At 65.8% G+C, this 24353-nt stretch carries 14 protein-coding genes and 3 pseudogenes; 12 read left to right on the forward strand and 5 right to left on the reverse strand.

Annotation, left to right across the window (positions count from 1 at the left end):
• Genes C8J26_RS16910 through C8J26_RS16920 form a run of 3 tightly spaced genes read right to left on the reverse strand, consistent with a single transcriptional unit; the run spans window position 1 to window position 4051 of the window.
• On the reverse strand, window positions 1-1542 hold the full coding sequence (locus C8J26_RS16910) for a hypothetical protein (RefSeq protein WP_107959368.1): 1542 nt from the start codon (window positions 1540-1542) through the stop codon (window positions 1-3).
• On the reverse strand, window positions 1539-2678 hold the full coding sequence (locus C8J26_RS16915) for a glycosyltransferase (RefSeq protein WP_167398879.1): 1140 nt from the start codon (window positions 2676-2678) through the stop codon (window positions 1539-1541). The genes C8J26_RS16910 and C8J26_RS16915 overlap by 4 nt, the downstream gene beginning before the upstream one ends.
• The gene (locus tag C8J26_RS16920; RefSeq protein WP_167398880.1) at window positions 2678-4051 is read right to left on the reverse strand and encodes a glycosyltransferase family 4 protein; all 1374 of its coding nucleotides are present in this window, start codon (window positions 4049-4051) and stop codon (window positions 2678-2680) included. Before C8J26_RS16920 ends, C8J26_RS16915 begins: the two co-directional genes overlap by 1 nt.
• Before the next feature lie 229 nt (window positions 4052-4280).
• Between C8J26_RS16920 and C8J26_RS16925 the strand changes: the two genes are divergently transcribed.
• The 10 genes and pseudogenes from C8J26_RS16925 (at window position 4281) to C8J26_RS16950 (ending at window position 20507) form a co-directional block, all read left to right on the forward strand.
• Window positions 4281-5645 (forward strand): glycosyltransferase family 4 protein, encoded by a 1365-nt coding sequence (locus tag C8J26_RS16925; RefSeq protein ID WP_167398881.1) that lies wholly within the window; start codon window positions 4281-4283, stop codon window positions 5643-5645.
• On the forward strand, window positions 5642-6811 hold the full coding sequence (locus tag C8J26_RS16930) for a glycosyltransferase family 2 protein (RefSeq protein WP_107959372.1): 1170 nt from the start codon (window positions 5642-5644) through the stop codon (window positions 6809-6811). Before C8J26_RS16925 ends, C8J26_RS16930 begins: the two co-directional genes overlap by 4 nt.
• Window positions 6808-7776 carry a glycosyltransferase family 2 protein gene (locus C8J26_RS16935; RefSeq protein ID WP_107959424.1) on the forward strand — a complete coding sequence of 323 codons (969 nt, stop codon included), beginning with the start codon at window positions 6808-6810 and terminating at the stop codon, window positions 7774-7776. Before C8J26_RS16930 ends, C8J26_RS16935 begins: the two co-directional genes overlap by 4 nt.
• A 109-nt stretch (window positions 7777-7885) precedes the next feature.
• Window positions 7886-8149, forward strand: coding sequence for a hypothetical protein (locus C8J26_RS20690; RefSeq protein WP_208631432.1), 264 nt, complete (start codon window positions 7886-7888; stop codon window positions 8147-8149).
• A pseudogene (locus C8J26_RS21255) lies at window positions 8146-9057 on the forward strand (formyltransferase family protein); the annotation flags it as partial. The gene C8J26_RS20690 and the pseudogene C8J26_RS21255, both read left to right, overlap by 4 nt.
• Before the next feature lie 33 nt (window positions 9058-9090).
• Window positions 9091-10524, forward strand: a pseudogene (locus C8J26_RS21260) (AMP-binding protein); the annotation flags it as partial.
• Window positions 10525-10632: 108 nt separating this feature from the next.
• Window positions 10633-12486: pseudogene (locus C8J26_RS21265) on the forward strand (MupA/Atu3671 family FMN-dependent luciferase-like monooxygenase); the annotation flags it as partial.
• 114 nt (window positions 12487-12600) lie between these two features.
• Window positions 12601-12912, forward strand: a complete 312-nt coding sequence (locus C8J26_RS21270; RefSeq protein WP_483009888.1) for a phosphopantetheine-binding protein — start codon at window positions 12601-12603, stop codon at window positions 12910-12912.
• A gap of 3 nt (window positions 12913-12915) precedes the next feature.
• Window positions 12916-19422: a type I polyketide synthase gene (locus C8J26_RS16945; protein WP_107959374.1), complete on the forward strand. Its 6507-nt coding sequence runs from the start codon at window positions 12916-12918 to the stop codon at window positions 19420-19422.
• A complete protein-coding gene (locus C8J26_RS16950; protein WP_244185367.1) occupies window positions 19419-20507 on the forward strand; it encodes a glycosyltransferase family 2 protein in 1089 nt (362 codons plus the stop codon). Before C8J26_RS16945 ends, C8J26_RS16950 begins: the two co-directional genes overlap by 4 nt.
• 31 nt (window positions 20508-20538) lie before the next feature.
• Here C8J26_RS16950 and C8J26_RS16955 read toward each other — a convergent pair whose 3' ends face one another.
• On the reverse strand, window positions 20539-21924 hold the full coding sequence (locus tag C8J26_RS16955; protein ID WP_208631434.1) for an exopolysaccharide biosynthesis polyprenyl glycosylphosphotransferase: 1386 nt from the start codon (window positions 21922-21924) through the stop codon (window positions 20539-20541).
• Window positions 21925-22187: 263 nt separating this feature from the next.
• Between C8J26_RS16955 and C8J26_RS16960 the strand changes: the two genes are divergently transcribed.
• Entirely contained in the window at window positions 22188-22406 is a 219-nt protein-coding gene (locus C8J26_RS16960) for a response regulator transcription factor (protein WP_082445211.1), read from the forward strand.
• A gap of 244 nt (window positions 22407-22650) precedes the next feature.
• On the forward strand, window positions 22651-22908 hold the full coding sequence (locus C8J26_RS16965) for a response regulator transcription factor (protein ID WP_107959426.1): 258 nt from the start codon (window positions 22651-22653) through the stop codon (window positions 22906-22908).
• 267 nt (window positions 22909-23175) lie between these two features.
• Here the strand turns inward: C8J26_RS16965 and C8J26_RS16970 are convergent, their stop codons facing one another.
• The gene (locus C8J26_RS16970) at window positions 23176-24027 is read right to left on the reverse strand and encodes a hypothetical protein (protein ID WP_146168875.1); all 852 of its coding nucleotides are present in this window, start codon (window positions 24025-24027) and stop codon (window positions 23176-23178) included.
• Window positions 24028-24353 lie beyond the last annotated feature (326 nt).

Raw genomic sequence — 24353 nt, forward strand, 5'->3', positions numbered from 1 at the left:
TCAGCGCGACGCTGCCATGAAGGCATGGACGGCGCGCAGTTTGGGCGCCTCGGTTTCGGCCTGGCCCGCATATTCCTTCAGCCCCCACGCGCCATAGGGCGCGATTGGTGCGGTCGAGGCGTACAGCATCAGTCGGTCCCCGATCCGCGCCTGCCACGCCCGCAGATACTGCCGGTAGATCGCCTCCATCCGGGGATCGCGCTGCACCGCGCGCGCGAGCGCGAGGTCCCCGGTCACCAGATGCTGCCCGCCTTCATAGGCGACGAAGCGCTTGCCATGGTCGTGCGCCAGCGCACGCGTCTGCGCCGCATAGCCGATCGTCGCGTCGACCTGCGCGGGCAGCGCTGCGAACATCCGATCGACATCGTCGACGCCGAGCCCGGTCATATCCAGATGGATGTACGGCGCGGTCGCCAGCGCATCGATCGATCGGGCCGTCTCCTTATCGGCCAGCATGAGGCGCGCCATCGCCGGCTCGACATTCTGGACCGACAGCACCCGGACCAGACGGTTCGGCCGGTCGGCATAGACCTGCGTCCATATCCGCATCGCCGCGCGCGTTTTCTGCGCGTAGCGAAGCGACTTGGCCGTATCGCCGTCGCCTGCCGGCGCCAGTCCGGCGGCGATCCCCTCGCGCGCGGCCTGCCTGGTCGCTTCGAACATGTCGTTCCACATCTCGTTGCCGAGTTCGACATAGACCGTCCGGTCGGGCGCCAGGCGCTCCCGCACGAGCTTGGCGAACCCCGCGATATAGGTCGCATCCGCAGTATAGGGCATCAGGAACCACGGATCGACATGCGCGGTATTGGCGAGCGCGATCATCGTCTCGATCGCGACGCCGTCGCCGCCGGTCTGGTTCGCGCTCTCCGGGCGCGTCCGCGTGTTCCAGGTTACCGATCGGTTCAGATTGGTGAGCTGCCAGTCGAGGAAGCGCACCGCGGCAAAACCGTGCAACGACCGAATGAAAGCGGGGTTGAAAAGCTCGGACCGGGACCGGCCTTCTTCCCGGCAGTCGATGTCGCGCAGTGGATCGGCCGGATTCGATTGATCGAGCCGGATCCACGCGCCTTCGTCGGGGGCAGCGTTCGACCGAAGCTCGAGATCGAGCACGCCCGGTGCCCGCCCTACCGTCTCCGCAATGCCACCCGTGGTGAGTATGCCCTGCCCCGCATAGGTACAGCGCACCGCGACGCGATCGAACGGTAACGGCGGCAAGACCAGAGGTCGCGGTGCCACCTCGCCCTTGCGCAGGGTCTTGATCCAGCCATTGCGATCGAGCCGGTCCGCAGGCATCGGCGTCCAGCCGTGGCCGGTGTCGACGAACCAGCCGCTTTGCAGGATGAGGTTCGAGAATACCTGCTCGCGATTGGCGGTTTCCAGTCCGAACAGATTAATGCCTAGGTCCGTTGCAGCACGTGGCCGGGCCTGCGCCGGTACCGCGTCGGCAGCGTTTCCCGGCCTGCTGTCGCCCATGCCGACCGCCAGGGCCATCGCGGCTGCCGCGCCGCCACAGGCCAGCCGTGCGGCGATACCCGTCATCATGGTGCGACCAGCCCCAGCGATTCCAGATAGCGGTCGGCCGACCATTTGGTGGAGAATTGTTCGAGCCAGGATGCCGGCACACGCGCCGGGCGCGACTTCAGGACTGCAAGCATCGCGTCCGCCAGCTCATCCGCGTCGCCGACCGTGACCAGCGTACCGAAGCGCCCGCCGCCAAGCGCTTCCGCGGGCCCCGACGGGCAGTTGGTCGCCACGACCGGCGTACCGACGGCCATGGCCTCGATCACGACATTGGCCAGGCTCTCGAAGCGCGACGACAGCACCAACACAGCGGCGCGCGCGACATAGGCATGCGGATTGGGCGCGAACCCCGGCATCTCGACGAGGTCGTCCAGATTGAGCGACGCCACCAGCCGCGACAGCATCGCACGCTCCGAACCATCCCCCAGGATCAGCAGACGGCATGGCGTCGTCTGGACCACCTGCGCAAAGGCACGGATCAGCGTCGCGAAATCCTTTTGCGGCTCTAGCCTGCCCACCGCGATCACGACCGGTACCGATGATTGCGTGAACCAGCGATGGTCGATCGGCGACTCTGCCTGGCGATGCAGTGCATCGCTGACGATCGGGTTGTAGATACACTGTACGGTGCGCGGGTCGATCCGGATCACGTCGGCCAGATCGTCGGCCGTTCCCTGCGATACGGCCACGATCGCATCGGCATGGGGGTAGAAAAACCGCGCGATGCGAAAGAACCAATAGCGCGACGTCAACGGCCCGGGATCGGCTACGTCGACCGAAGGAAAGCAATGTTCGGTGAGCATCAACCTGAACGGCACGTCCGACAGCCTTCGCACGGTCACGGCGTAGATATTGGGAAAGCCGAAGCTGGTGCACATCACCGCACGCGGCCGGGCAAGACGCAGATAGCGCTGCAGCTTGGTGAACCGGGCGATCGGCCCGCGCGCATCGAGCACGACATACTCTACCCCGGATGGCAGCAGCGTGCGGAACGGCGAATGGACGTTGTCGATATCGACGACGATGTCGACCGCCATCCCCCGGTCGCGATACTCTTCCGCAAGGTTGAAGACGACCCGGTCGACGCCGCCGTTGTGCAAGCTGCGCGTGTAGAACGCCAAGTCGGTTCGCCGATCCGCAGGCACAGCGTCGCGCATCACAAGCTCGCTGTCGTGGAAGCAGGCGGCCGATACCTCAACGCGCTTGGCACAGCGTTCGTCGTGCGAGGGCGGGCATGCGGCGGCGCGGCAACGACGTCGCGCAAAATGGCCGCCACCGTCTCGGCTTTTGCGCGCCATGTCATATTGTCGTCGATCACATGCCGTCGCGCCGCTTCGCCCATCGCGCGCCGGCGCGCATACGAGCCCCCAAGCTCCAGCATTGCTTGCGTCAACCCGGCAACGAGCGCGCTCTTCGAACTGGGGCTGACCAGTATCGCGCACGCTGGTGTCGTGTAGTGCGCCGCGCCGCCCCAATCCACGCCGACCACCGGCAACCCTACGGTCATCGCCTCGAGCATTGCCATGCCACCGCATTCGCGCAGCGACGGCGTCACGTAGACATCACAGCGCCGCAACAACGTCGCATACTCAGCCAAAGGCAAACGCCCGTGCAGCGTCACGGCGTCACGGATACCGGCTTCGGCAATCTGCCGCCCGATCGCGTCGAACAGCTCGCCATCGCCGACGAGATGCAATTCACTACTGCCAGCACGGGCGAGCGGTATGAAAGCATCGACCAGGAACCCTATGCCCTTCCAGTCGACGAACCGGCTGCAGAACACGAAGCGGACCGGGCCCGGCGGGCGCTCCCATGGGTAGTCACGCGGGATCCACCGCGCGAGGTCCACCCCGCTCTCGGTCAGTTCGATGATCCGCCCCTTGATCGGACGCGGGAGCGCCGCGCGGGTCTGACGGTTGGCGACGATCAGCGCGGCAGCGTAGCGTTTGCCCGGAATGATCTGGTGGAGGCCGATCGCGAGCCACCGCGACACTGCGATGCCTGCGCGGACAACAGCGCCTTCCATATCGCGAAACGCGGCCGGCAGGTCCATCGCGCCGCTCATCGGTCCGATTACCACCGGCACGCCGAACCCGAACAGGAAGCTGGGCGACTTCGGCGCGATCGGGGTCGGCTGGAACACCACGTCGATCGCATGCCTCTCGACCAGATCGCGTACCGCGGCGCGCATCGACCATTGCGTGACGATCGCGATGAGCTGGTTGAACACGAGATCGGCAATCCGCGGTGCAAAGAGCGCACCGATCCGAAATAGGACGCGTTGCACCGCGCGGTCCTTCACGAACGTCATCCTGTCGAATTGCGCGGGCTCGAGATCCTCGCGGAGTTGGTCGCGAACGCGTTCGTGGCAGATCGCCCAGGTCTCGATGCCGGCGTTCGCAAACCCCTGCAAATAATAATAGGGAACCAGCGTCTCGCCACTCAAGCGCAGCGCAATATTCTCCGCGACGACCAGCACCCGCAAAGTCGAACACGCATCATCTTCAAGACGATCGGGCTTGTGTTCCACGCAGTGTGTCCCGGACATGGTTGGATCGCCCCGGACTGTACGGACGGCCGCACGGCGTCACCATTGCGACCAACGCCCGCGTAGTTCTCGGGGGGAGTTTATCGAGGATATCCTCGCCCACTGCGGTTGCAGGAGCGCGTACCGGCAGGTCCCGCGATAGGGTTCGACGTGTCGCGGCATGCCCGTCCATCGGGTGCGTCAGCGGGGCGGCGAAGCGGGGAGTATAAAGATGGAGCAGCCGACCAGCGATTCCATACCGACGCTTTCGCGCCTGTCGGCAGCGCCGTCGCACACTGCCGAACCGGCTGTCGCGCAACTCGCAAACGCAGGCGTTGGCGCGACAGGCGACATGACGGTGGGGCCGATCGGCTTCCTCACCAATGTCTATCCGAGCGTCAGCCACAGCTTCATCCGGCGAGAGATCCTCGCGCTTGAAAACCAGGGTTTGCCGATCGCCCGTTTCTCTGTCCGCCGCGCCGTCGGTGCCTTGCCAGACCCGAAAGACCAGAACGAACAGTCGCGCACGACCGTCTTGCTCGATGCCGGCAGAACGGCCCTGTGTGTTGCGACACTGAGACTGGCGTTGCTGCGACCAGGCCGGTTTTGGCGCGCCGTGCGGACGATGACGATATTGCGCCGCGCCGCCGGTGGGAGATGGATGCGCCATGTCGCCTACCTCGCCGAGGCGGCGCTGCTGGTACGCATGGCGGAGTTGCGGGACATTCGGCACCTCCATGTGCATTTCGGCACCAATCCGGCGGCGGTCGCGCTCCTGGCAAAGATGTTGGGCGGAATCAGCTACAGCATGACCGTCCATGGCCCCGACGAGTTCGATGCGCCGCTAGCCCTGTCGCTGCCGCGCAAGATCGCGGAAGCAAGCTTCGTCGTGGCGATATCGAGCTACGGGCGTGGGCAACTGATGCGCTGGTGCGAGCGGACGGACTGGAAGAAGATCGCGGTCGTTCGCTGTGGGCTCGACGCGCAGTTTCTTGACCAACCGGCTGACCACGCAGTCGCGCCGTCGCGGCGGACATTCGTGTGCATTGCAAGGCTGGATCGTCAAAAGGGTTTGTCTCTGCTGCTCGACGCGGTGGCGGCGGTCGTCGCGACCCACGACGTGAGTCTGCGGATCATCGGCGACGGAGCAATGCGGCTGGAACTCGCCGCGCAGATCGCGACGCTTGGACTCGGCTCGCGCGTCCACCTGCTCGGTTCGAAAAGCGGTGCTGCAATCCGTGACGAACTCATTGCCGCCCGCGCGTTGATCCTGCCGAGCTTTGCCGAAGGCCTGCCGGTCGTGCTAATGGAGGCGCTGGGGCTCGGACGGCCGGTCATCGCAACGCTCGTCGCCGGCGTGCCCGAGCTGGTCGACGCGCAGTGCGGCTGGCTGGTGCCGGCGGGCTCCGCAAACGCACTTGCCGAAGCGATGATCGCAGTCCTGGACGCGACCGACGAAATGCTTAGGGCCCGGGGTGCCGCCGGGCATGCCCGCGTGCGCGAACGGCATGACGCAGCGACGAACGCCGCCGTGCTCGCAGACCTTCTCTCGACATCGTGGCATCGTCGCCCGATTGAGCTGGCCGCAGCGGCATGAGCGATGCGCTGACCGTCCTTGCGGTCCTTGCCGCTCTGCCCCCGCTGGTATTCGGCGCCGAATGCCTTGCCGGACTCGGCGGTAGCGGTGTCGCGGCGCCGAGCGAGGCTCCCCCGCCCTTTGCGGTCATCATCCCCGCCCACAACGAAGCGGCGGGCGTCGCGGCTACGATCGCCGCAGTCAAAGCGCAGCTTCGTGCCGTTGATCGGGTGATCGTCGTCGCCGACAATTGCACCGACAAGACAGCCGCGATCGCCGGTGATGCAGGCGCCGAACTGGTGGTACGCAACTGCGATCGCGACCTGGGCAAGGGCTTCGCGCTCGCTGCCGGCCGCGCGGTCTTGCGCGCGGCGCCACCGACGGTCGCCATCGTCGTCGATGCCGATTGCCTCCCCGATCCAGGCGCGCTCCCGGCACTTGCGGCGACGGCGGCGCGCGACCAAGCCGTCATCCAAGGCCTGTACCTGCTCGAGGACGCGCCGCACCCCGGCCCGAATGCCGCGATTTCGACATTCGCGTTTCTGATAAAGAACCATGTACGCCAACGCGGCCTTCGCAGGTTCGGTGCCCCTGCCCTGTTGCAGGGCACGGGGATGGCATTTCCCTGGAGCATATTCGATGCCGCACCGCTTGCCAGCGGCAACATCGTCGAAGACTTGGAACTCGGCATCGAGCTGGCAATCGCGGGCGTTCCGATCAAGTTCTCGGAATCGACCTGTTTTCGTAGCGCGGCAACGACTGGCGCCGCACTGGCCACGCAACGCACGCGGTGGGAGCATGGCGCGATCGGTATCGCCACGCGCTATTCTGCCCGGCTCCTGTTGGCGGCAGTCCGCGGCCGCCCGCAGCTGATCCTGGTACTGCTCGATCTCTGCGTCCCCCCCGTCGCGCTGTTGACCCTAATCCTGTTCGTGCTGGCGTTGGCGGGACTTGGCATCGGGTTAGCCGGTGGCGGCTTTGGCGTCCTCGTTACGATCGGGGCCGAAATCGCCTGGATGGCGGTCGCGCTCCTACTGGCGTGGTGGCGGTTCGGCCGCCGGGCGCTGCCGGCGACGACGCTGCTTCAGCTGCCGGCCTATATCGTCTGGAAGCTGCCCATCTATCTCCGGCTGATCGGACGCCGCGAGCGCCGATGGATCCGGACGGCTCGAAAGACCACGCCATGACGCTGCTGGCGCAACAGTTTGCGTCCCCCGGCCCGGCGGAGAACGCGTCCAAGGACCGCGTGTCACGCATGGTTGGGATCGTCGTCATCGGTCGGAACGAAGGCGAGCGTTTGCACCGCGCACTGGCATCTGCCCGCGATCAAACCGAGCAGATCGTCTATGTCGATTCCGGCTCGAACGACGCGAGCGTCGCCTGGGCTCGCGAGAGGGGGGTCGAGACGGTCGAGCTCGATGCCAACCGTCCCTTCACCGCGGCCCGCGCGCGCAACGCCGGCTTCGCGCGATTGCTGGCGCGATGGCCCGACATCGGCATCGTGCAGTTCATCGACGGCGACTGCGAACTCGCCCCAGGCTGGGTCTCCGTCGCGTTCGTCACGCTGATGTCACGGCCTGATCTCGCGATCGTCTTCGGCCGTCGCCGCGAACGGTTCCGCGACGCGACCGTCTATAACCGCCTGTGCGACATGGAATGGGATGGGGCGCCCGGCCTCGTGCAGAGTTGCGGTGGCGACTCCGCGATGCGTGTCGAAGCCCTGCGCGCCGTCGGCGGCTTTCGCGAAACGTTGATCGCGGGCGAAGAGCCCGATCTATGCCACCGGCTGCGACGCGACGGATGGCTGATCGAGCGCATCGCCGATGACATGACCATGCATGACGCAGCGATGACCCGCTGGCAGCAATGGTGGCAGCGCAATCGTCGCAGCGGGTTTGCGGGTGCCGAGGCATGGCGATTGCGCGGGCGCGAGGATCCAAGACTGCTTCGCTATGTGCTCAGCAACATTCTATGGGCGATACCCCCCGCCTGGCCACTGTGGCCGGTGCTATGGCTCCGCGTCGCCCGGCGGTCCGGGGGACTGTACGCCACCCACATCATGCTCGGCAAAGTCCCGCACGCCGTCGGGCAGCTGGAAAATTGGCTTAGACCCAGGTCGGAACGGCACATCCAACTCATAGAATATAAATGAATACCCTCGGGTTTTTCCGCACCCAATCGTCATGATTTCCAAGAAACGGGCACACGATAAAATCCAGTTCCATTGCGAGAACCGACTTCAGATCACGTGGGGATGATCCATGAAGACTTTCCGATATACCTTGCTAGCCTCTGCCTTGCTTTACATCGGCGCGTCACCTGTTTCGGCAGCACCGACGATCCACGTCAGCGCAGCTGGCGCGTCCGCACAACGACCACTGCCAGCGCCCATGCTGGAACCGATGACACCCCGACACGGCACGCTGTCCGAGGATGTTGCCGCTTTCGCGCTCCTTGCCCTGCTGCTCTCCATCGCCGGGCGCAAGGCCCGCCGCCTCCACGACGATCGGGCGATGGCGTCGTGAGCGGGGACCGGCTGGACCGTTCTCCGTTCGCGCATAACGGCCCTTTTCCCCACGCGGCACCACCGCCCCGGCATAGGGGTGATGAACCGCATGAGTGCGTTCTCATAGGGGACGAATCGCTGCTGATAGAATGCGGGCGAACGCTGCTGCGCCGACGCTGGGGCATCGCCGCCGTAATCTCGATCAGCCCGGCGGTCAGCGCATGGGCGAGAGCGAACGATCTGCCTCTATGCGCCGATCCTGCAGCACTGCTGCACAGGATGGGGGCAACCCGCGTCGACTATCTGTTCAGCATCGCCAATCTCGTCGTGCTTCCGCAGGCCGTGCTCGATCTGTGCCGGATCGCGGCGATCAACTACCATGACGGTCCGCTGCCAACCTATGCCGGTCTCAACACGCCGGTCTGGGCCTTGCTCAACGGGGAAGATTCGCACGGCGTGAGCTGGCATATCATGACCACGGGGATCGACCGCGGCGCCATTCTCCGGGAAAGTGCGATCCCGATCGAGGACCATGACAGCGCCTTCACGCTCAACAGCAAATGTTTCGCCGCAGGCGTGGAGAGTTTCGAGGCGCTGCTCGACGATCTGGCGGTCCGCGGTATCCAGCCAGTCCCGCAGGCCGCAGGGAAGCGGACCTATTACGGGCGAAGCGCGCGCATCCCCGCAGCAGGACTGATCCGCTGGAACCGCGCTGCGATCCAGATCGCACGCCTCGTCCGCGCATTGGATTTCGGAACGCATGCGAACCCGCTCGTGACGGCACGCGCGGTCATCGATGGCGAGACGATCATCATCCTCTCCGCCACGGCGACCGGCGCGACCTCCACCTTGCCGCCCGGCACGATCGTGCGCGTCGAGACTGGTCGCATCCTTGTGGCGACGACTACCGTCGACCTGGCCATCGACCGGCTCGCCGACCGGACTCGGTGCAGTCTGGACATGCCCGTCGCCGTCGAACGCTTCGGCTTGGCGGAAGGGCGACGGTTCGATGTCCTCGACGATGCTGCCGCCGCCGAGCTGGGCAGGCTGGATGCCGCGATGGCACCGCATGAGGGGTTTTGGCGAGCCCGTCTCGCCGCCGTTGTCGGCTTCGATCTATCGCCGGTCGGAGTCGGGTCGCCGCGTCCCCCCAACGCGGCGCCGGTCGCGCTCGATCGTCGTCTTCCGGCGGCGAGCGCGACCGCACCCCGCACCGCCCAGGTCGCAGCCGCGCTATGCTTCTTCGCACGTCTTTGCGACCGCAGCGATATCGTGCTTGGCTATGCCAATCCGGTCCTGATGGCGCAGATCGACAGCGGCCACGGCCAATGCGCAAGGCAGGTGCCGCTCGCCGTACCCATCGCCTTTGACAAGTCCTTCGACGACACGTGCGCGGCCACCGGCGCGGACATCCGCGAACTGCACCGCCATATTGGATTCCTGACCGATCTGGTAGCCCGCGCGCCCGAATTGCGCGCGCCGTCGGGCATGCGCGCGCGAGACATCATGCCGGTCGCCGTCGTCGAGGTCGATACGCTGGACGATGCACGCCCCCTCGACGGAACGCAGCTCATGCTGGCGCTCGAGCCCTCGGGCAACGCCTGTCGCTGGCTCTACGATGCGACGCACTTCAGCGCCGAGGCGATCGCGACGATGCATGATCGCTTCGCCGGACTGCTCGCCGCCGCGCTTGCCAACCCGGAGGGTCCTGTCTCGCAGCTGCCCCTGCTGACGGCAGAGGAGCGGCAACGCGTCCTGTTCGACTGGAACGCGACCGCGATGCCGGTGGCGGACGATCGCTGCCTGCACGACCTGATCGTCGAACAGGCGCGTCGCACGCCCGACGCGATTGCGCTCGTATGTCACGATGAAATGCTGAGCTATCATGCGCTCGACGCGCAATCGAACCAGCTCGCACGCTTCCTCATCGAGCGCGGCGTCGCTCCGGGCATTCTCGTCGGCCTCTTCCTGGAGCGGTCCCTCGCGCTCGTCGTCGCGCTGCTGGCCATCCACAAGGCTGGTGGCGCCTATGTGCCGCTCGATCCTGCCTATCCGGCGGATCGGATCGCCTACATGATCGAAGACGCGCGCATGCCGGTCGTCCTCTGCACCGGGCATGTGCGCGACCAGCTTCCGGCTATCGACGCGATCGCGATCGACCTGGACGCGGTCGCACCCCAGATCGCAGTGCAGAGCGATACCTCCCTCGCCCCCCGCGCTGCGCCTGGCGATCTTGCCTATGTCATCTACACGTCGGGCTCGACCGGCCGGCCCAAGGGCGTGATGGTTGAGCACCGCAACGTCGTCAACTTCTGCACCGGTATCGATGCCGGCATCGGCGCTCCGGGTACGTTGCTCGCCGTCACGAGTCTGAGTTTCGACATCTCCGTCCTCGAACTCTGCTGGACATTGACGCGGGGCTTCACGGTCGTGATCCATGCCGGCGATCCGGCGGACGCCATGTCCGTGGCGCCAGCGCGGCAGCGCCCGATGGATTTCAGCCTGTTCTATTTCTCCAGCGCGGCGAACGACGCCAAGCTTGGAAAATACCGGCTGCTGCTCGAAGGCGCCAAGTTCGCCGACACGCACGGCTTTGCGGCGGTATGGACCCCGGAAAGACATTTCCACGCGTTCGGCGGACTCTATCCCAACCCTGCCGTGACCAGCGCGGCGATCGCCGCGGTCACCGAGCACGTCCAAATCCGCGCAGGAAGCGTCGTCTTGCCTTTGCATCATCCGGTGCGAGTCGCCGAGGACTGGGCGATGGTCGACAATCTGTCGAACGGACGCGTCGGCATCTCGTTCGCCGCTGGCTGGCAACCCGATGATTTCGTGCTGCGGCCCGACAGTTTCGCTGACGCCAAACAGGTCATGCTGCGCGAGATCGACGTCGTCCGCCGCCTGTGGCGCGGCGAGACGGTTGCGTTCGACGGCGCGCTCGGCAAGCCCGTGGCCGTCGGCACGCAGCCAAGACCGGTTCAGCCCGAATTGCCCTTCTGGCTGACCGCCGCCGGCAACATCGAAACCTTCGCGGCGGCGGGCGCGATGGGCGCGAACCTGCTGACGCACCTGCTGGGCCAGACCGTCGACGAGCTGGTCGAGAAGATCGCCGCGTATCGCCATGCCAGGGCAGCGGCCGGGTATCCCGGAACTGGCCATGTCTCGCTCATGCTGCACAGCTTCGTCGGTCCGGATGCCGACGCCGTACGCGATACGGTGCGCGAGCCGCTCATCGCCTATCTGCGCAGCTCGGCCAGCCTCATCAAGCAATATGCCTGGTCGTTCCCCGCCTTCAAGCGTCGCCCGGGGATGGTGCAGGCGAACGACATCGATCTCGCCGAGCTCGGCGAGGACGAGCTCACCTCGGTGCTCGAGCATGCATTCGAACGTTATTATGCCGATGCCGGGCTGTTCGGAACGCCGGCGACCTGCGCCGCCATGGTCGCGCGCGTCGCACAGGCCGGCGTCGACGAGATCGCATGCCTGATCGATTTCGGCATCGCCCCGGAGGTCGTGCTCGATCACCTCCCCTGGCTCGATCGCGTCCGTAGCGCCGCAGCGACCGACGAAACGCGCGACGAAACGATCGCAGGCCTGATCCGCCGCCACGGCGTTACCCATCTCCAATGCACGCCGTCGATGGCGCGGATGATGCTCGACAGCGGAGTCGCGGCGGCAGCGTTTGCCGGCTTGCGCCACGTGATGATCGGCGGGGAAGCGTTCGCTCCGACGCTGGCGCGCGATCTGGGCGCGGTGACGACTGCGCGGATCACCAACATGTATGGCCCGACGGAAACCACGATCTGGTCCGCGACCGATGGCGTCATTCCCGGCAACGAAGACGCATTGCGACTTGGCCGGCCACTCGCCAATCAGGAGATATACATTCTCGATTCACGCGGTGCACCGGTGCCGCCGGGGATGCCGGGGGAGATCGTCATCGCCGGCCGTGGCGTCGCGCGCGGCTATCTTCACCGCCCCGAACTGACCGCCGAACGGTTCGTCCCCCACCCCTTGTGCAAGTGCGAGCGCGCCTATCGTACCGGCGATCTCGGCCGCCACGAGCCGGACGGCCGGATCGCATTCCTCGGCAGGCTCGACCATCAGGTCAAGGTGCGCGGCCATCGGATCGAACTGGGCGAGATTGAGAGCGCCCTCGCCGAACAGGGCGAGGTCGCCCAGACGCTCGTCGTGGCGCGCGAGGACAGTCCGGGCGACGTACGGCTCTGTGCGTATATCCTGCCGCGGCCCGGGCAGACGGCAGACGTGGCCGCGCTGCGAGAACGCCTCCGCGCGCGACTGCCGGAGTTCATGGTGCCTTCGCACATCACCCTGCTCGACAGCTTTCCACAAACGCCCAATGGCAAGGTCGATCGCAAGGCACTGCCGGCACCGGCTGCCGTGAACGACGACGTGCCCGCGCCGACGGCGGCGCCGTTCGCGGCCCCCGCGGACGGAAGCGAAGCCCGGGTGGCGGCGATCTGGCGCGACATCCTCAGGCTGCCACGCGTGGGAGCCAGCGACAATTTCTTCGATCTCGGCGGCCATTCGCTGCTCGCCGTCCAGCTGCATCGTCGCCTGCGCACGGAGATGGCGCCGACGCTATCGATCACCGACGTCTTCCGGTTTCCCACGGTCGCCAGCCTGTGCGCGCATATCGACGGCGTCACCCCAAAGGACTCGGCGCTGGACCGGGTACAGGACCGTGCGCTCCGGCGCCTCGCGGCACTGGGCCGGCGGCAACCGCCGGTCGCGCGTGTCCTGATGAACGGGGAGGAATAGCCGGTGTCACCCGACCATCACGGTTTTCATGCCCCCGCGACCGCGCTCGCGACCGACATCGCGATCGTCGGCATGGCAGGCCGGTTTCCTGGTGCGCCCGACCTCGTGAGCTTCTGGCGCAACTTGCGCGAGGGCGTTGAGTCGGTCACGACCTACAGCGACGCGGATCTTCTCGCAGCCGGCGTTCCCAAACACCTGCTCGACGATCCGGACTATGTCCGGGTGGGTGCACCACTCGCCGACATGGAATTGTTCGATGCCGCGCTGTTCGGACTCACGCCGCGAGAAGCTGCGATCATGGATCCGCAGCATCGCCATTTCCTCGAATGCGCGTGGGAGGCGATCGAGAATGCCGGATACGACACCAGCCGCTTTCCGGGGCCCGTCGGCGTCTTCGCCGGATCGGGACACAATGCGTACCTGCCCTATAATCTGCTCAGCAACCCCGATCTGGTCCGCTCGACGGGCATGTTCATGTTGCGGCATACCGGCAACGACAAGGATTTCCTGACGACCAGGCTTTCCTATCTCCTCAATCTCAAGGGCCCCAGCGTCGCCGTGCAGACTGCCTGCTCGTCGTCGCTGGTCGCGATCCATCTTGCGGCGCAGAGCCTGCTCGCGCTCGAATGTGACATGGCGCTGGCCGGGGGCGTCACGATCGAACTGCCCCATCGCCACGGCTATCTGCATGAAGACGGCGGCGTGACGTCGCGCGACGGCCATTGCCGGCCGTTCGACCGCGACGCGAGCGGCACGGTGTTCGGCAGCGGCGTCGGCATGGTCGTGCTGCGCCGGTTGAGCGACGCGATCGAGAGCGGCGACCATATCCATGCCGTCATCAAGGGGTCGGCGATCAACAATGACGGCTCGGGCAAGGTTGGATATTTCGCGCCGAGCGTCGACGGCCAGGCGCACGCGATCATGGAGGCGCTGACGATCGCGGGGGTCGCGCCCGACACGATCAGCTATGTCGAAGCGCATGGCACGGGTACGCCCGTCGGCGATCCCATCGAAGTCGCGGCGTTGACCATGGCATTCCGGTCCGGGACCGCCGACACCAACTTTTGCGCGATCGGCTCGCTCAAGGGCAATGTCGGGCATCTGGACACGGCCGCTGGCGTCGCCGGCGTCATCAAGGTGGCACTCGCGCTGAGCGAGGGCGAACTGCCGCCATCGATTAACTATTCCGCGCCGAACGACGCCTGCGGCATGGAGGATGGTCCGTTTTACGTGGCAAGCGCGCTGCGCCCCTGGACCAGCACGACGAAAGCTCCGCTTCGCGCCGGTGTAAGCTCGCTGGGTGTCGGCGGCACGAACGCGCATCTCATCATGGAGCAGGCGCCGCCGCGCCGGGCTGCACCGCCGGTGGATCGCCCCCAGCTGCTGGTGCTTTCTGCGGCCAGTGAAAGCGCACTCGACGCCGGCGCGGTCGCGCTTGCCGACCATCTCGCGCTGCATCCCGAGCAGGATCTCGGCAGCGTCGCCTACACCCTGGACGTTGGCCGCAAACGTCTCCCCTATCGGCGCTCCGTCGTTGCGACGACGCGCGAAGCCGCGATCGCAGCGCTTCGTGGTTCGAACGGCGCCAGGCCGCATGCGCCACAGGGGCCGGCGAGCGCACGCAGCATCGCGTTCATGTTTGCCGGCGGCGGCGCGCAGCATCCGAACATGGGCCTGGGCCTTTATCGCAGCGAAGCCGTGTTCCGCGATGCGGTGTGCCAGTGTCTCGATCTCCTGGGCGGCCAGCAAGGATCGGACCTTCGCACCGCGCTTTATCCGCCGCCTGCCCGGGAAGCCGAGGCCGCGGCGGCGCTTGAGCGACCATCGATCGGCCTGCCCGCTCTCTTCGTCATCCAATATGCGCAGGCGAAACTGTGGCAGTCCTGGGGCGTCGTTCGGGCCGGAATGATCGGTCACAGCATGGGCGAATATGTGGTCGCTCATCTGGCTGGCGTCTTCACGCTCGGCGATGCGCTCCGGCTCGTGCAGCGCCGCGGCCAGCTATTCGAGCGGCTGCCGCCCGGTGCGATGCTGAGCGTACCGCTCGGTGTCGATGACCTCGCGCCGCATCTGCCACCGGTCGTATCGATCGCCGCGATCAACGGCGAACGCGCAACCGTCGTCTCGGGCCCGGTCGAAGCGATTACCCAGCTTCGCCTGAAATTGCTCGAGATCGAGACGCCGAGCTCGCTGTTGCGGATCAACGTCGCGGCCCATTCGGCGATGCTCGAACCGATGCTGCCGGCATTTGCGGAATTTCTCGCCACGATCCGGCTTCACCCCCCCAAACTCGCCTTCGTCTCGAGCCTGACGGGACGCTGGGTTACCGCCGATCAGGTGCAGGACCCAGCCTATTGGGTGCGTCACTTGCGCGAACCGGTCCGCTTCCATGCCGGACTTGCCTGCCTGCTCGACGGTAACGATCACGTGCTGCTGGAGGTCGGACCCGGACGGGTCCTGGTCGGCCACGCGTTGCAGCACCCAAGCCGCGCGAAGACGACCGCCGTGATACCGTCGTCGCGCCACGTCGATGACCCCGTCGACGACGCGGTGCAGATGCTCGACGCGCTGGGGCGGTTGTGGGCTGCCGGCGCGCCGGTCGACCTCGACTGTCTCCATGCCGGCACCGCGCGGCTGCGCGTCCCGCTGCCGACCTACCGTTTCGATCATGTCAGGCACTGGATCGAGCCTGGCCGCGGCGCCGCCGTCGCCGAGGTTGGCGATCCGCAGCAGCGCCGAAACGATATCGCGGACTGGTTCTACTGCCCGTCATGGATCAAGACACAGCCCGCGCCGGACGCCGATAGCTGCCACACCACCCTGATCTTCGCCGACCGGTGCAAACTCGGAACCCGTTTGGCAGAGGCCGCCCGCTTGCGCGGCGACGCGGTCGTCATGGCGCACGCCGGTCGCAGCTTCGCGCGTCTTAACGATGACGAATATCGCATTCGCTGCGATGTGCCTGAGGATTACGCCCGCCTGATTGCCTCGCTGGCAACCGATGGCAAACTGCCCGACCTCATCTATCATCTCTGGTCCGTCACGGGTGCGCAAGCCGAACGCGACCCTATGAAGTCGGTCGATACGACGCTGGCGCTGGGGTTCTACAGCCTGCTCTACCTTGCGCAGGCGATCGGCGCGGACGATGCGTCGCACGCAATCGACCTGGTGGTCGTATCGGACGGCATGCAGCGCGTGTGCGACGAGCAGGCGCCCTCGCCGACCAAGGCCACGCTGCTCGGACCTTGCCGGGTCATCCCACGCGAATTGCCCAATATCCGCGCGCGCTCGGTCGACGTCTGTCTGCCTAGCAGCGGCTCGGCGAGCGAGGCGTGGCTGATCGACGCGCTGCTGGCCGAACCTTATGCCGAGGACCACGCCGAGACGGTGGCGCTGCGCCACCGCGAGCGCTGGGTACAGCAGTTCGCGCCCGCTCGCCCGTCTCGCCGTGACAAGGCGCCACCGCGGATCAAGCCGGGCGGCACCTATGTCATCACCGGTGGCCTGGGCGAAATCGGACTGGCGCTCGGACAGCACCTCGCCGCTACCGCCAAGACGCAGATCGGACTCGTCGCGCGGAAGTCATTGCCGCCACGCGAGCTTTGGCCTGCAATGCTCACGGATCGCACCCGCGATGCTCGCGACGTGCGGTGCGTGCGCCAGATCCTGGCGATGGAACAGTCGGGCAGCCGCGTCCTCCTCGTCACCGCCGACGTTGCCGACCGCCGTGCCATGCAAAAGGCGATCCGCGACGTACGTGCTGCCTTCGGTCCGATCCACGGCGTCTTTCACGCAGCCGGAATCCTCGACGACGGGCTCATTCAGCTGAAGGACGCCACGGGCGCCGCGCGTGTGCTGGCGCCCAAGGTACACGGCACGCTTTCGCTGCACGCCGCACTCGCCAAGGAAACGCCCGACTTCGTCATGCTGTTCTCGTCGGTCAGCGCATCGCTCGGTGCCGCGGGACAGGTCGATTATGCCGGCGCAACCGCGTTTCTCGATGCCTTTGCCCAGTCCGAGGCGCTCAAGGATAGTGGTACCGTCGTCGCGGTCGACTGGTCGCAATGGCAGGATATCGGCATGGCCGCGGCGCTCGCGCGTGGCGGGCTGTCGATCGATGTCATCGGCGACGATGCCGGCACGGCGTCTGATTACCCGCTACTCGACACGCGCCTTAGCAGCCCCCGCGAATATCGGTTTGCGACCCGGTTCAACGCCAGGCGCCATTGGCTGCTCGACGAACACCGCGTCCTCGGCGACGGCAAGGCACTGATCCCCGGCACAGGGTTTATCGAGATCATTCGCGCTGCGGCGGATACGATCCCGCGCACCAACAGCGGCGCGCCGGGCATACAGGACGTCCTCTTCCTGGAACCGTTTTTCGTCGAGGACGACGCCGACCGCGACCTCCACCTTCATTTCAGTCGTGGCGCCGACGATATGTGGCAGTTCGAGCTGACCAGCCAGTCATTGGCTGGCGCCACGGTCGCGCATGTTCGCGGGCATCTGAGCCACGCGGCTTTTGCAGATCCAGACCGGCTGCCGATCGCCGCGATCCGCGCGCGGTGTCGCGGGCGGGCGGCGATCGTGCCGTCCGCGCACATGAAGTTCGGTCCGCGCTGGGCAAACGTGGCCGAGATCGCTGTCGGCCAGAGCGAAGCCCTGCTGACGCTCGCCCTGCCCCCTGCTTTTGCGGCGGACCTCGATACGCCCGGCATCCACCCGGCGCTGCTCGATCTCGCGACCGCAGGCGCGCAGATGATATGCCTCGGTCTCGACCCGGCACGCGATTTCTTCGTTCCGGCCTCCTATGCACAGATCCGCCTATACAGCCCGATGACCGCGACGATGGTCAGCCATGTTCGGCTGCTGCCAGAGGCCTCCGGCGCAGACGTTGCGTGCTACGACGTGACGATCAGCGACGTCCACGGCCTCGTCATCGCGGACATACGCGAGTTCACGATGGTCCGAGTGCAGGGGCGGACCATGGCTGCACCGGAACCGGCAGTGCCCCTGGCGCGGGCACCAACGTGTCGTGGAAACTCGCCGACCCGCGCTTCCACGCACTCTACTGGCATCCGCACGGACGAGGGGATGGCCGTGATCGACTGCCTGCTGGCGCAGTCGCTGGGCCCGCAGATCGTCGTCGCGCCGCAGGACTTCGTCGCATCGCTGGCGGCCGCGCGGACGCCGTCGGCGGTTTCGCGCGGCGCGGCCCGCGACGGCGGTGGAGCGGGTGATGACGATCCCGGTCGGACGGCAATGACGAAGACCGAAGGCCTGATCGCGGACATGTGGCGCGATATGCTCGGGGTCGACCGGCTGAGCCCGGCGGATAATTTCTTCGATCTGGGCGGGCATTCGCTGCTTGCGGTTCAGTTCATCAACAAGCTGCGCAAGCGGCTCGGCGTTCCGGTCCCAGTTACCGCGCTGATCGAGACGCCGACGCTGGGTGCGCTCGCGGCGCGGTTCGAACCGGCAGCCTCACCCGGCCTGACAGACGATGAGGGATCGGCCGCGCGACCCGCTGGCCTGGGCCGGGACGCGGTGATGATTGCCGGCGGCGGGCGGGCGACACCCTTATTCCTGGTCCATGACGGGCTCGGCGAGATCCTGCTATATCGAACGCTCGCCACCAGGATCGGCGATGAGAGACCGATATACGGGCTTCAGCCCGAGGTGCGCGCCGACGGGAGCTTCATCCATACCGCTATCGCCACGATGGCGGCCGCGCATATCGTCAAGATCCGGCAGGTCCAGCCCAAGGGCCCCTATCTGCTCGCCGGCCTGTGCGCCGGCGGCGTCATCGCGTTCGAGATGGCCCGCCAGCTCGAGGATCTCGGCGAAGCGGTCTGGTATGTCGGGATCATCGATGCCGCCGATGTCGAGGCGCGCGAGCGGCCCTTCTTCGTGGCGCGGTTGCGCTTGAAGCGGTTCGCCGCGCTGTTGACCGTGTCCCGTCTTTCCGATTTGGCAACGGTCAGCCGTGAGATCACGGCCAAGGCCTGGCGATTCCTGCGCTACGAGCATGAGGATTGGCGCCACCGTCGGCGCATGCAGCGCCAGGTGAACGATCTTCGTGCCCCCCCGGGTCATTCGACCGCCGCGATTGCGGAGGGAACGCCGCGGATCACCTTCCTCGACCTGTACAAGATCGCGCACCGCCAGCACCGCCCGCACGGGTTGCTGCATAACGCGCACGTCGTCCTGTACCGTGCCCAGGCCGGGACCGGGGCTCCCGACGACATGCCCTTCTCCGAGCAGTTCAGCGACTGCGCGCTCGGCTGGGGCGCGCGGGTCGCGGATGGCGTGGAGATACTGACGGTGCCGGGCGGCCATGTCAGCGCGCTGCAGGAACCCAACGTCGCCACGCTGGCAGAGGCGATCCGCGAAGGACTCTATACCGGCTTGTCACGCGGGCGGTCGCATTCGATCACCGCGCCCTCCCCCGCGGTGGCCGAGAGTGACGACCGCCCCTCCCGCGCATTGGCGGAAATGGTGGAATCGTGAAGGCGGAGGTCGGCGGACTGGCGTCACAGGCGACCGATCTCGTGGTCGTGATCGTCAATTATCGCACCGGCAAGCTGGTCATCGACTGCCTTGCTAGCCTCGCACCGGAGATCGCCGCGCACCCGGGCGTACACGTGCTGATCGTCGACAATGCGTCGAACGACGGCTCCGACCTGCTGCTGCAAGACGCACTACGGGACAGAGGCTGGGACGACTGGGCACGCCTCCACCGATCGGACGTGAACGGCGGTTTTGCCTATGCCAACAACATCGCCATCGCGCAGATCCTCGCGTCATGCAGCTCCGCACTATCACGAAGTCGCGCGCTGATATGGATGCTTAACCCCGACACGCTCGTACGGCCCGGCGCGGTCGGGCACATCCTGCGCTTCATGCAGGCCCATCCCCATGCCGGCGCGATCGGGACCGCTATCGAGGACGCGTCGGGAGACTTGTGGCCCTATGCCTTCCGCTTCCATTCGCTCGCCGGCGAGCTTGAAAACGCGCTGCGCAGCGGTATTGCGACCCGTCTGCTGCGGGACCGGTCCCTTGCCCAGAAAATGGCAAAGCATGCGACTCAAGTCGATTGGGTATCGGGCGCGAGCATGGTGCTGCGCGGGGCGGTGTTCGAAACCACCGGCATGTTCGACGAAGACTATTTCCTTTATTTCGAGGAAACCGATTTCTTCCACAGCGTCGCCCGCGCGGGTTGGGAGCGCTGGTATGTGCCGCAAGCGCGCGTGCAGCACATATCGGGACAAAGTACCGGACTGACCGCGCACGACGCCGCACGACGCCGCGTTCCGGCCTATTGGCACCATTCCCGCCGCCGGTACCTGGTCAAGAATCACGGGCGCGCCTATGCGGTCGTCACGGACCTCATCACGCTCCTCGGCATCGCGATCTGGCGCCTGCGCTGCGTGATACGACGCCGCCCGCACGGTGCGTCCCCCCATTTCGTCCGGGACTTTCTACGCTACTCCGCGATGGCGCATCTCGACATTCGCGCAAACGCCGCCTTGGCCTCCGCGACGACCACCGGTCCGTGTCCGCTGGCCGCAAATCCCGTGGCCCGCTCGATCTGATCCAACACGGGGCAGCGGTGTCTCGAAGCCGCTAGACTCCACGCTGGAACGGCACGGTCACGATCGTGAGGAACAGGATCCGTACGTCGAAGGCAAGCGACCAGCGTTCGCAGTAATAAAGGTCATGCTCCAAACGGCGGATCAGCTTCTCGCACGTGTCCGTCTCTCCACGCAGCCCGCAGACTTGCGCCCAACCGGTGATGCCCGGTTTGACCCGGTGCCGGGCATGATAGTCGTGCGTCACCTCGCCAAAGCGCACCCCGCCCGCCCGTGTCGAGGCGGCATGCGGGCGCGGACCGACGATCGACATTTCGCCGAGCACGACGTTGACGAGTTGGGGCAGCTCATCGAGGCTCCATCGCCGCAGAAACGCGCCGACACGGGTAACGCGCGGATCACCACGCCGCGCCTGTTCGAGCGTCGTGTGGTTGCACGCCCGGACGTGCATGCTGCGAAATTTCCAGATGCGGAAGCTCCTGCAATTATACCCCTCACGGTCCTGCCGGAAAAAGACGGGCCCGCGCGTCTCGATCCAGATCGCGGCCGCGATGCCGAGCAGCAACGGCGCGAGGATCACCAGCAGACCCGTGGCAACCACGCGATCCGCCACGCTTTTGGTCGCCGCGGCCAGTCCGGTCAGCGGCGGGTCCGCCACCGTTTCCAACGGCAGATTGCCGAGAAACACGGTCCGGCTGCGCGGCGCAGGATCAAGCCTGGAGACGAGGCGGACGCGCACGGGTGTCTGCGCCAGCAGGTCGAGGACGGTCGCGATCCGTTCCGGCGCAACCTCGGACAGGATCACGATCACCTGGTCGAGCTGGCCGCGCCTGATCGCGGCGATCAGCTCGGACATTCCCCCCGCACCGGCGTGATCATCCAAGCCGCTGCGCGTCGTGTCGAGATCGGCATATTGCCCGCAGATCGAAACGGTCAGCCATGGATGTTTTTCCAGATGCTCGGTTATTCGCCGGGTACTGGCGGTCGTGCCGACGACCGCGCTGCGCAGATCGAACGCACCTTGACCCCGCGTCCACCGCGCGAGCGCAACGCCGGCGAACCGCATTACCGGGACGGCGATTCCCCCCAGCATCGCGAACTGCATCGCCCAGCGCGACGGGACGTCGATCGACGCCCGCAGAAGGAAGCCAATGATCGCAACGAACATGATGACCGACGACCAGATGATCGCCGACCGGATTGCGGCCGTGTAAGAAAAGCGATCCTCCGGCCCGAGGCCGCCCAAGCCATGGACCACGACGACATGGAGCATGGTGATGACCAGCGTGGACCGGATAAGGGCCTCTGCCAGGGGAGGCGCGATTGCCCCGTACAGCGAGGTCGCCGCCCACCACGCGGCGGCGAGAAGCCCCAGGACTTCGAGCCCGATCGCCACGATATCGGCGACCGCGCCGGGCACCCTTCTGGACAGCGCCCATCGCGGTCGCGATTGCCTCGCGGCCGTAGTGCGGCCGGTCGACCAGACGCCCTGCACGTCCCCGAGGCTGGGCTGCCGGAGCGCGGTGTTCGGGAAAAAATGTCGCATCTGCCGAATGATGCCAGCGATCCGGGCAAACGATTATCGCCCCAAATCAGCGCGGGAACACCGTACTGCAAAATACGGATATCCAATATGAACCCACATTGACATATAATCCGAGGCCAATACGAGGGGGGTAGATTATGGATCCAGTTGATCCCGAGGGGGTCAGTTCCTTGACCGCTCGAGAACTTCATATCCTTCGCCTTACCGCCGCGGGTTTTTCGGCCAAGGAGATCGCCAAGCAGTTGCGAATAGCACCGCGAACCGTCGAGCGACATATCGATCACGTCCGTCTCAAGACCCGGACCCGCAACCGTTCGCACATGGTCGCCTTCGCAGTGCGAAACGGATGCGTCTAGCACTGTCGGGGTCGCGGACTACACGGCGGACTTGTACGTTACGCACAGCCCGTTCAGCGAATTAACGATACATTAATTAAATAAATCAAGGTATGGTTTTGGCAATAGGGGTATGTGACTGATTATACTTATTAAATCATGATCAATTATTGCTGATTCTTGACCTAAAGGCATATCCAAACACGCCGCGGCGGGGGATCCCGCAATTTTTCAGTTACACCGTAGCGATAAATTGGGGGACGATATGCAATATGCATCAGCAATTTCACACCTGACCGCGCGTGAAGCGGAAGTGCTCCGCCTCGTTGCTCTGGGCCGCTCCGCCAAGGAAGTCGCCGTTGAGCTCAGCATCGCGCCATGCACCGTAGAGCGGCATATAGAAAATGTCCGGCTCAAGACGCGGACCCGGAACAGGGCCCATATGATCGCAGTCGTGATGCGCGATGGCTGGCTGGACGGCGTGCTGAGCTACAGCGCCCCGGTCAAGACGGCGGTCATGTAATCCGACATCAGCCCCGACGGTTCACCATCACCAACGACGAACGTCGCCGCACCGTTCCGGCCGACGATGAATGCGGCTGCGCCACGCAAGCTTAGACGGCGTAGCAGGCATGATGAAGCGTCCGTAACAAGGATTGTGACCGGCCTCACGGGTGGGCTTTCGCCGCGCGGGTCACCTGCATCGAGGGAGAGGCGACAGCACTAACCGAAGCTCGCATTCTGACAGTTGCTCCCGACCGCAGTGCACGACGTCCCGATCCGCTCGGCCTCAGTGCATCGTCGCCATGAACGGATACCAGTCGCGCCAATGGCCCTTGAGCGCATCCCCCTCGATCCTCTTGAACTCGATCCGGTAGTAATGAACTGGCGCGATGCCCGTGTTGCGAAAGGCCAGTACTGCCCCGGCATCGAGCGTGATGCAGCGCGGCATCGACAATCCGGTCGGCGGCTGCGAACGACCCGCATCGCCTCCCACCACAGCATCGAGCGCATCGAACGCCCGCGTCGTATCAACCGCGAGTATCGCTGGAAAGCGGGTAGCCCTCGCAGAACCGCTGCGACCGGCCGGTACCGTTACTTCGGACAGACGGATTGCCGCGTCTTCAAACAGCGTCCGGTCCCGTGCAACGCCACGACCGGACCACCCCACGCTCGGCGAATCCTCGTCGGTCCGCTTGAACTCGATCCGAAAAAAATGTTGCGGCGTGGTGCCCTGATTGACTGGCCGGTGCGGCGCCTGCGGATCCGCCGCGGTGCATTCGAGCGCCGGCGTGCCTTTCGGCGGCGGCGCGCTGTGCCAATGTTCGCCGTTCCGGCCACCCCCCGGTTCGAGATACTGCTCGCGCGGCCCGAGTCCTCCGAGGCTGGTCCGTCCAGACGATCGCGCGAAAACCGACGGGTACGGGTGGCCATGCATCTGCATCGGGTAGCCCGGCGGATTTGCGACCTCCAGCAGCATGATGTGGTCATCCGCATACCGCACGCGATGGACCATGGGGGCCGCGATTTCGGCGTCGTAGCGGGACGAAAACTCATAGCTTGCGCGATTGGACGGAGCGCGCTGTGCGGCGCCCCCGCTTGTCGCAACGATTAAGAGCCACACTATGCGCGCAAGCCTCATGCCACGTCCCCAGCGTTGCGGCATCCATACCATGTGTCAGGCCATCGCGCTCGACTGAAAATGGCCGCATCCACTGCGGCACGGCAGACCCGTGCGTATGCGCAGACCGAACTCAACCATTTCGCTTCAGGCCTGATTCGCACGGATGGCCAGACGCATCCCCCAACCGCGGGCGTTGCCCGGATCGCCGGCCGGTTATCCACCGATATCAACGCGTATCCGAAAATGTAGGTGATCGAATAAGCAATTGAATTGCGCATTGTTGCCCGAAGCCGGTAGCAAGGCCGCAAAGGTACGGATCACGATCGCGTACCATCCGGGGAGAG

This window comes from Sphingomonas aurantiaca (assembly GCF_003050705.1).
Lineage (GTDB): Bacteria > Pseudomonadota > Alphaproteobacteria > Sphingomonadales > Sphingomonadaceae > Sphingomonas > Sphingomonas aurantiaca.

Excerpts from the sequence above, each read along its gene's own strand:
- C8J26_RS16910 (WP_107959368.1), bottom strand. The coding sequence starts at position 1,542 with ATGATGACGGGTATCGCCGCACGGCTGGCCTGTGGCGGCGCGGCAGCC.
- C8J26_RS16915 (WP_167398879.1), bottom strand. The coding sequence starts at position 2,678 with ATGCGCGACGCTGTGCCTGCGGATCGGCGAACCGACTTGGCGTTCTAC.
- C8J26_RS16925 (WP_167398881.1), top strand. The coding sequence starts at position 4,281 with ATGGAGCAGCCGACCAGCGATTCCATACCGACGCTTTCGCGCCTGTCG.
- C8J26_RS16930 (WP_107959372.1), top strand. The coding sequence starts at position 5,642 with ATGAGCGATGCGCTGACCGTCCTTGCGGTCCTTGCCGCTCTGCCCCCG.
- C8J26_RS16935 (WP_107959424.1), top strand. The coding sequence starts at position 6,808 with ATGACGCTGCTGGCGCAACAGTTTGCGTCCCCCGGCCCGGCGGAGAAC.
- C8J26_RS20690 (WP_208631432.1), top strand. The coding sequence starts at position 7,886 with ATGAAGACTTTCCGATATACCTTGCTAGCCTCTGCCTTGCTTTACATC.
- C8J26_RS16960 (WP_082445211.1), top strand. The coding sequence starts at position 22,188 with ATGGATCCAGTTGATCCCGAGGGGGTCAGTTCCTTGACCGCTCGAGAA.
- C8J26_RS16965 (WP_107959426.1), top strand. The coding sequence starts at position 22,651 with ATGCAATATGCATCAGCAATTTCACACCTGACCGCGCGTGAAGCGGAA.
- C8J26_RS16970 (WP_146168875.1), bottom strand. The coding sequence starts at position 24,027 with ATGAGGCTTGCGCGCATAGTGTGGCTCTTAATCGTTGCGACAAGCGGG.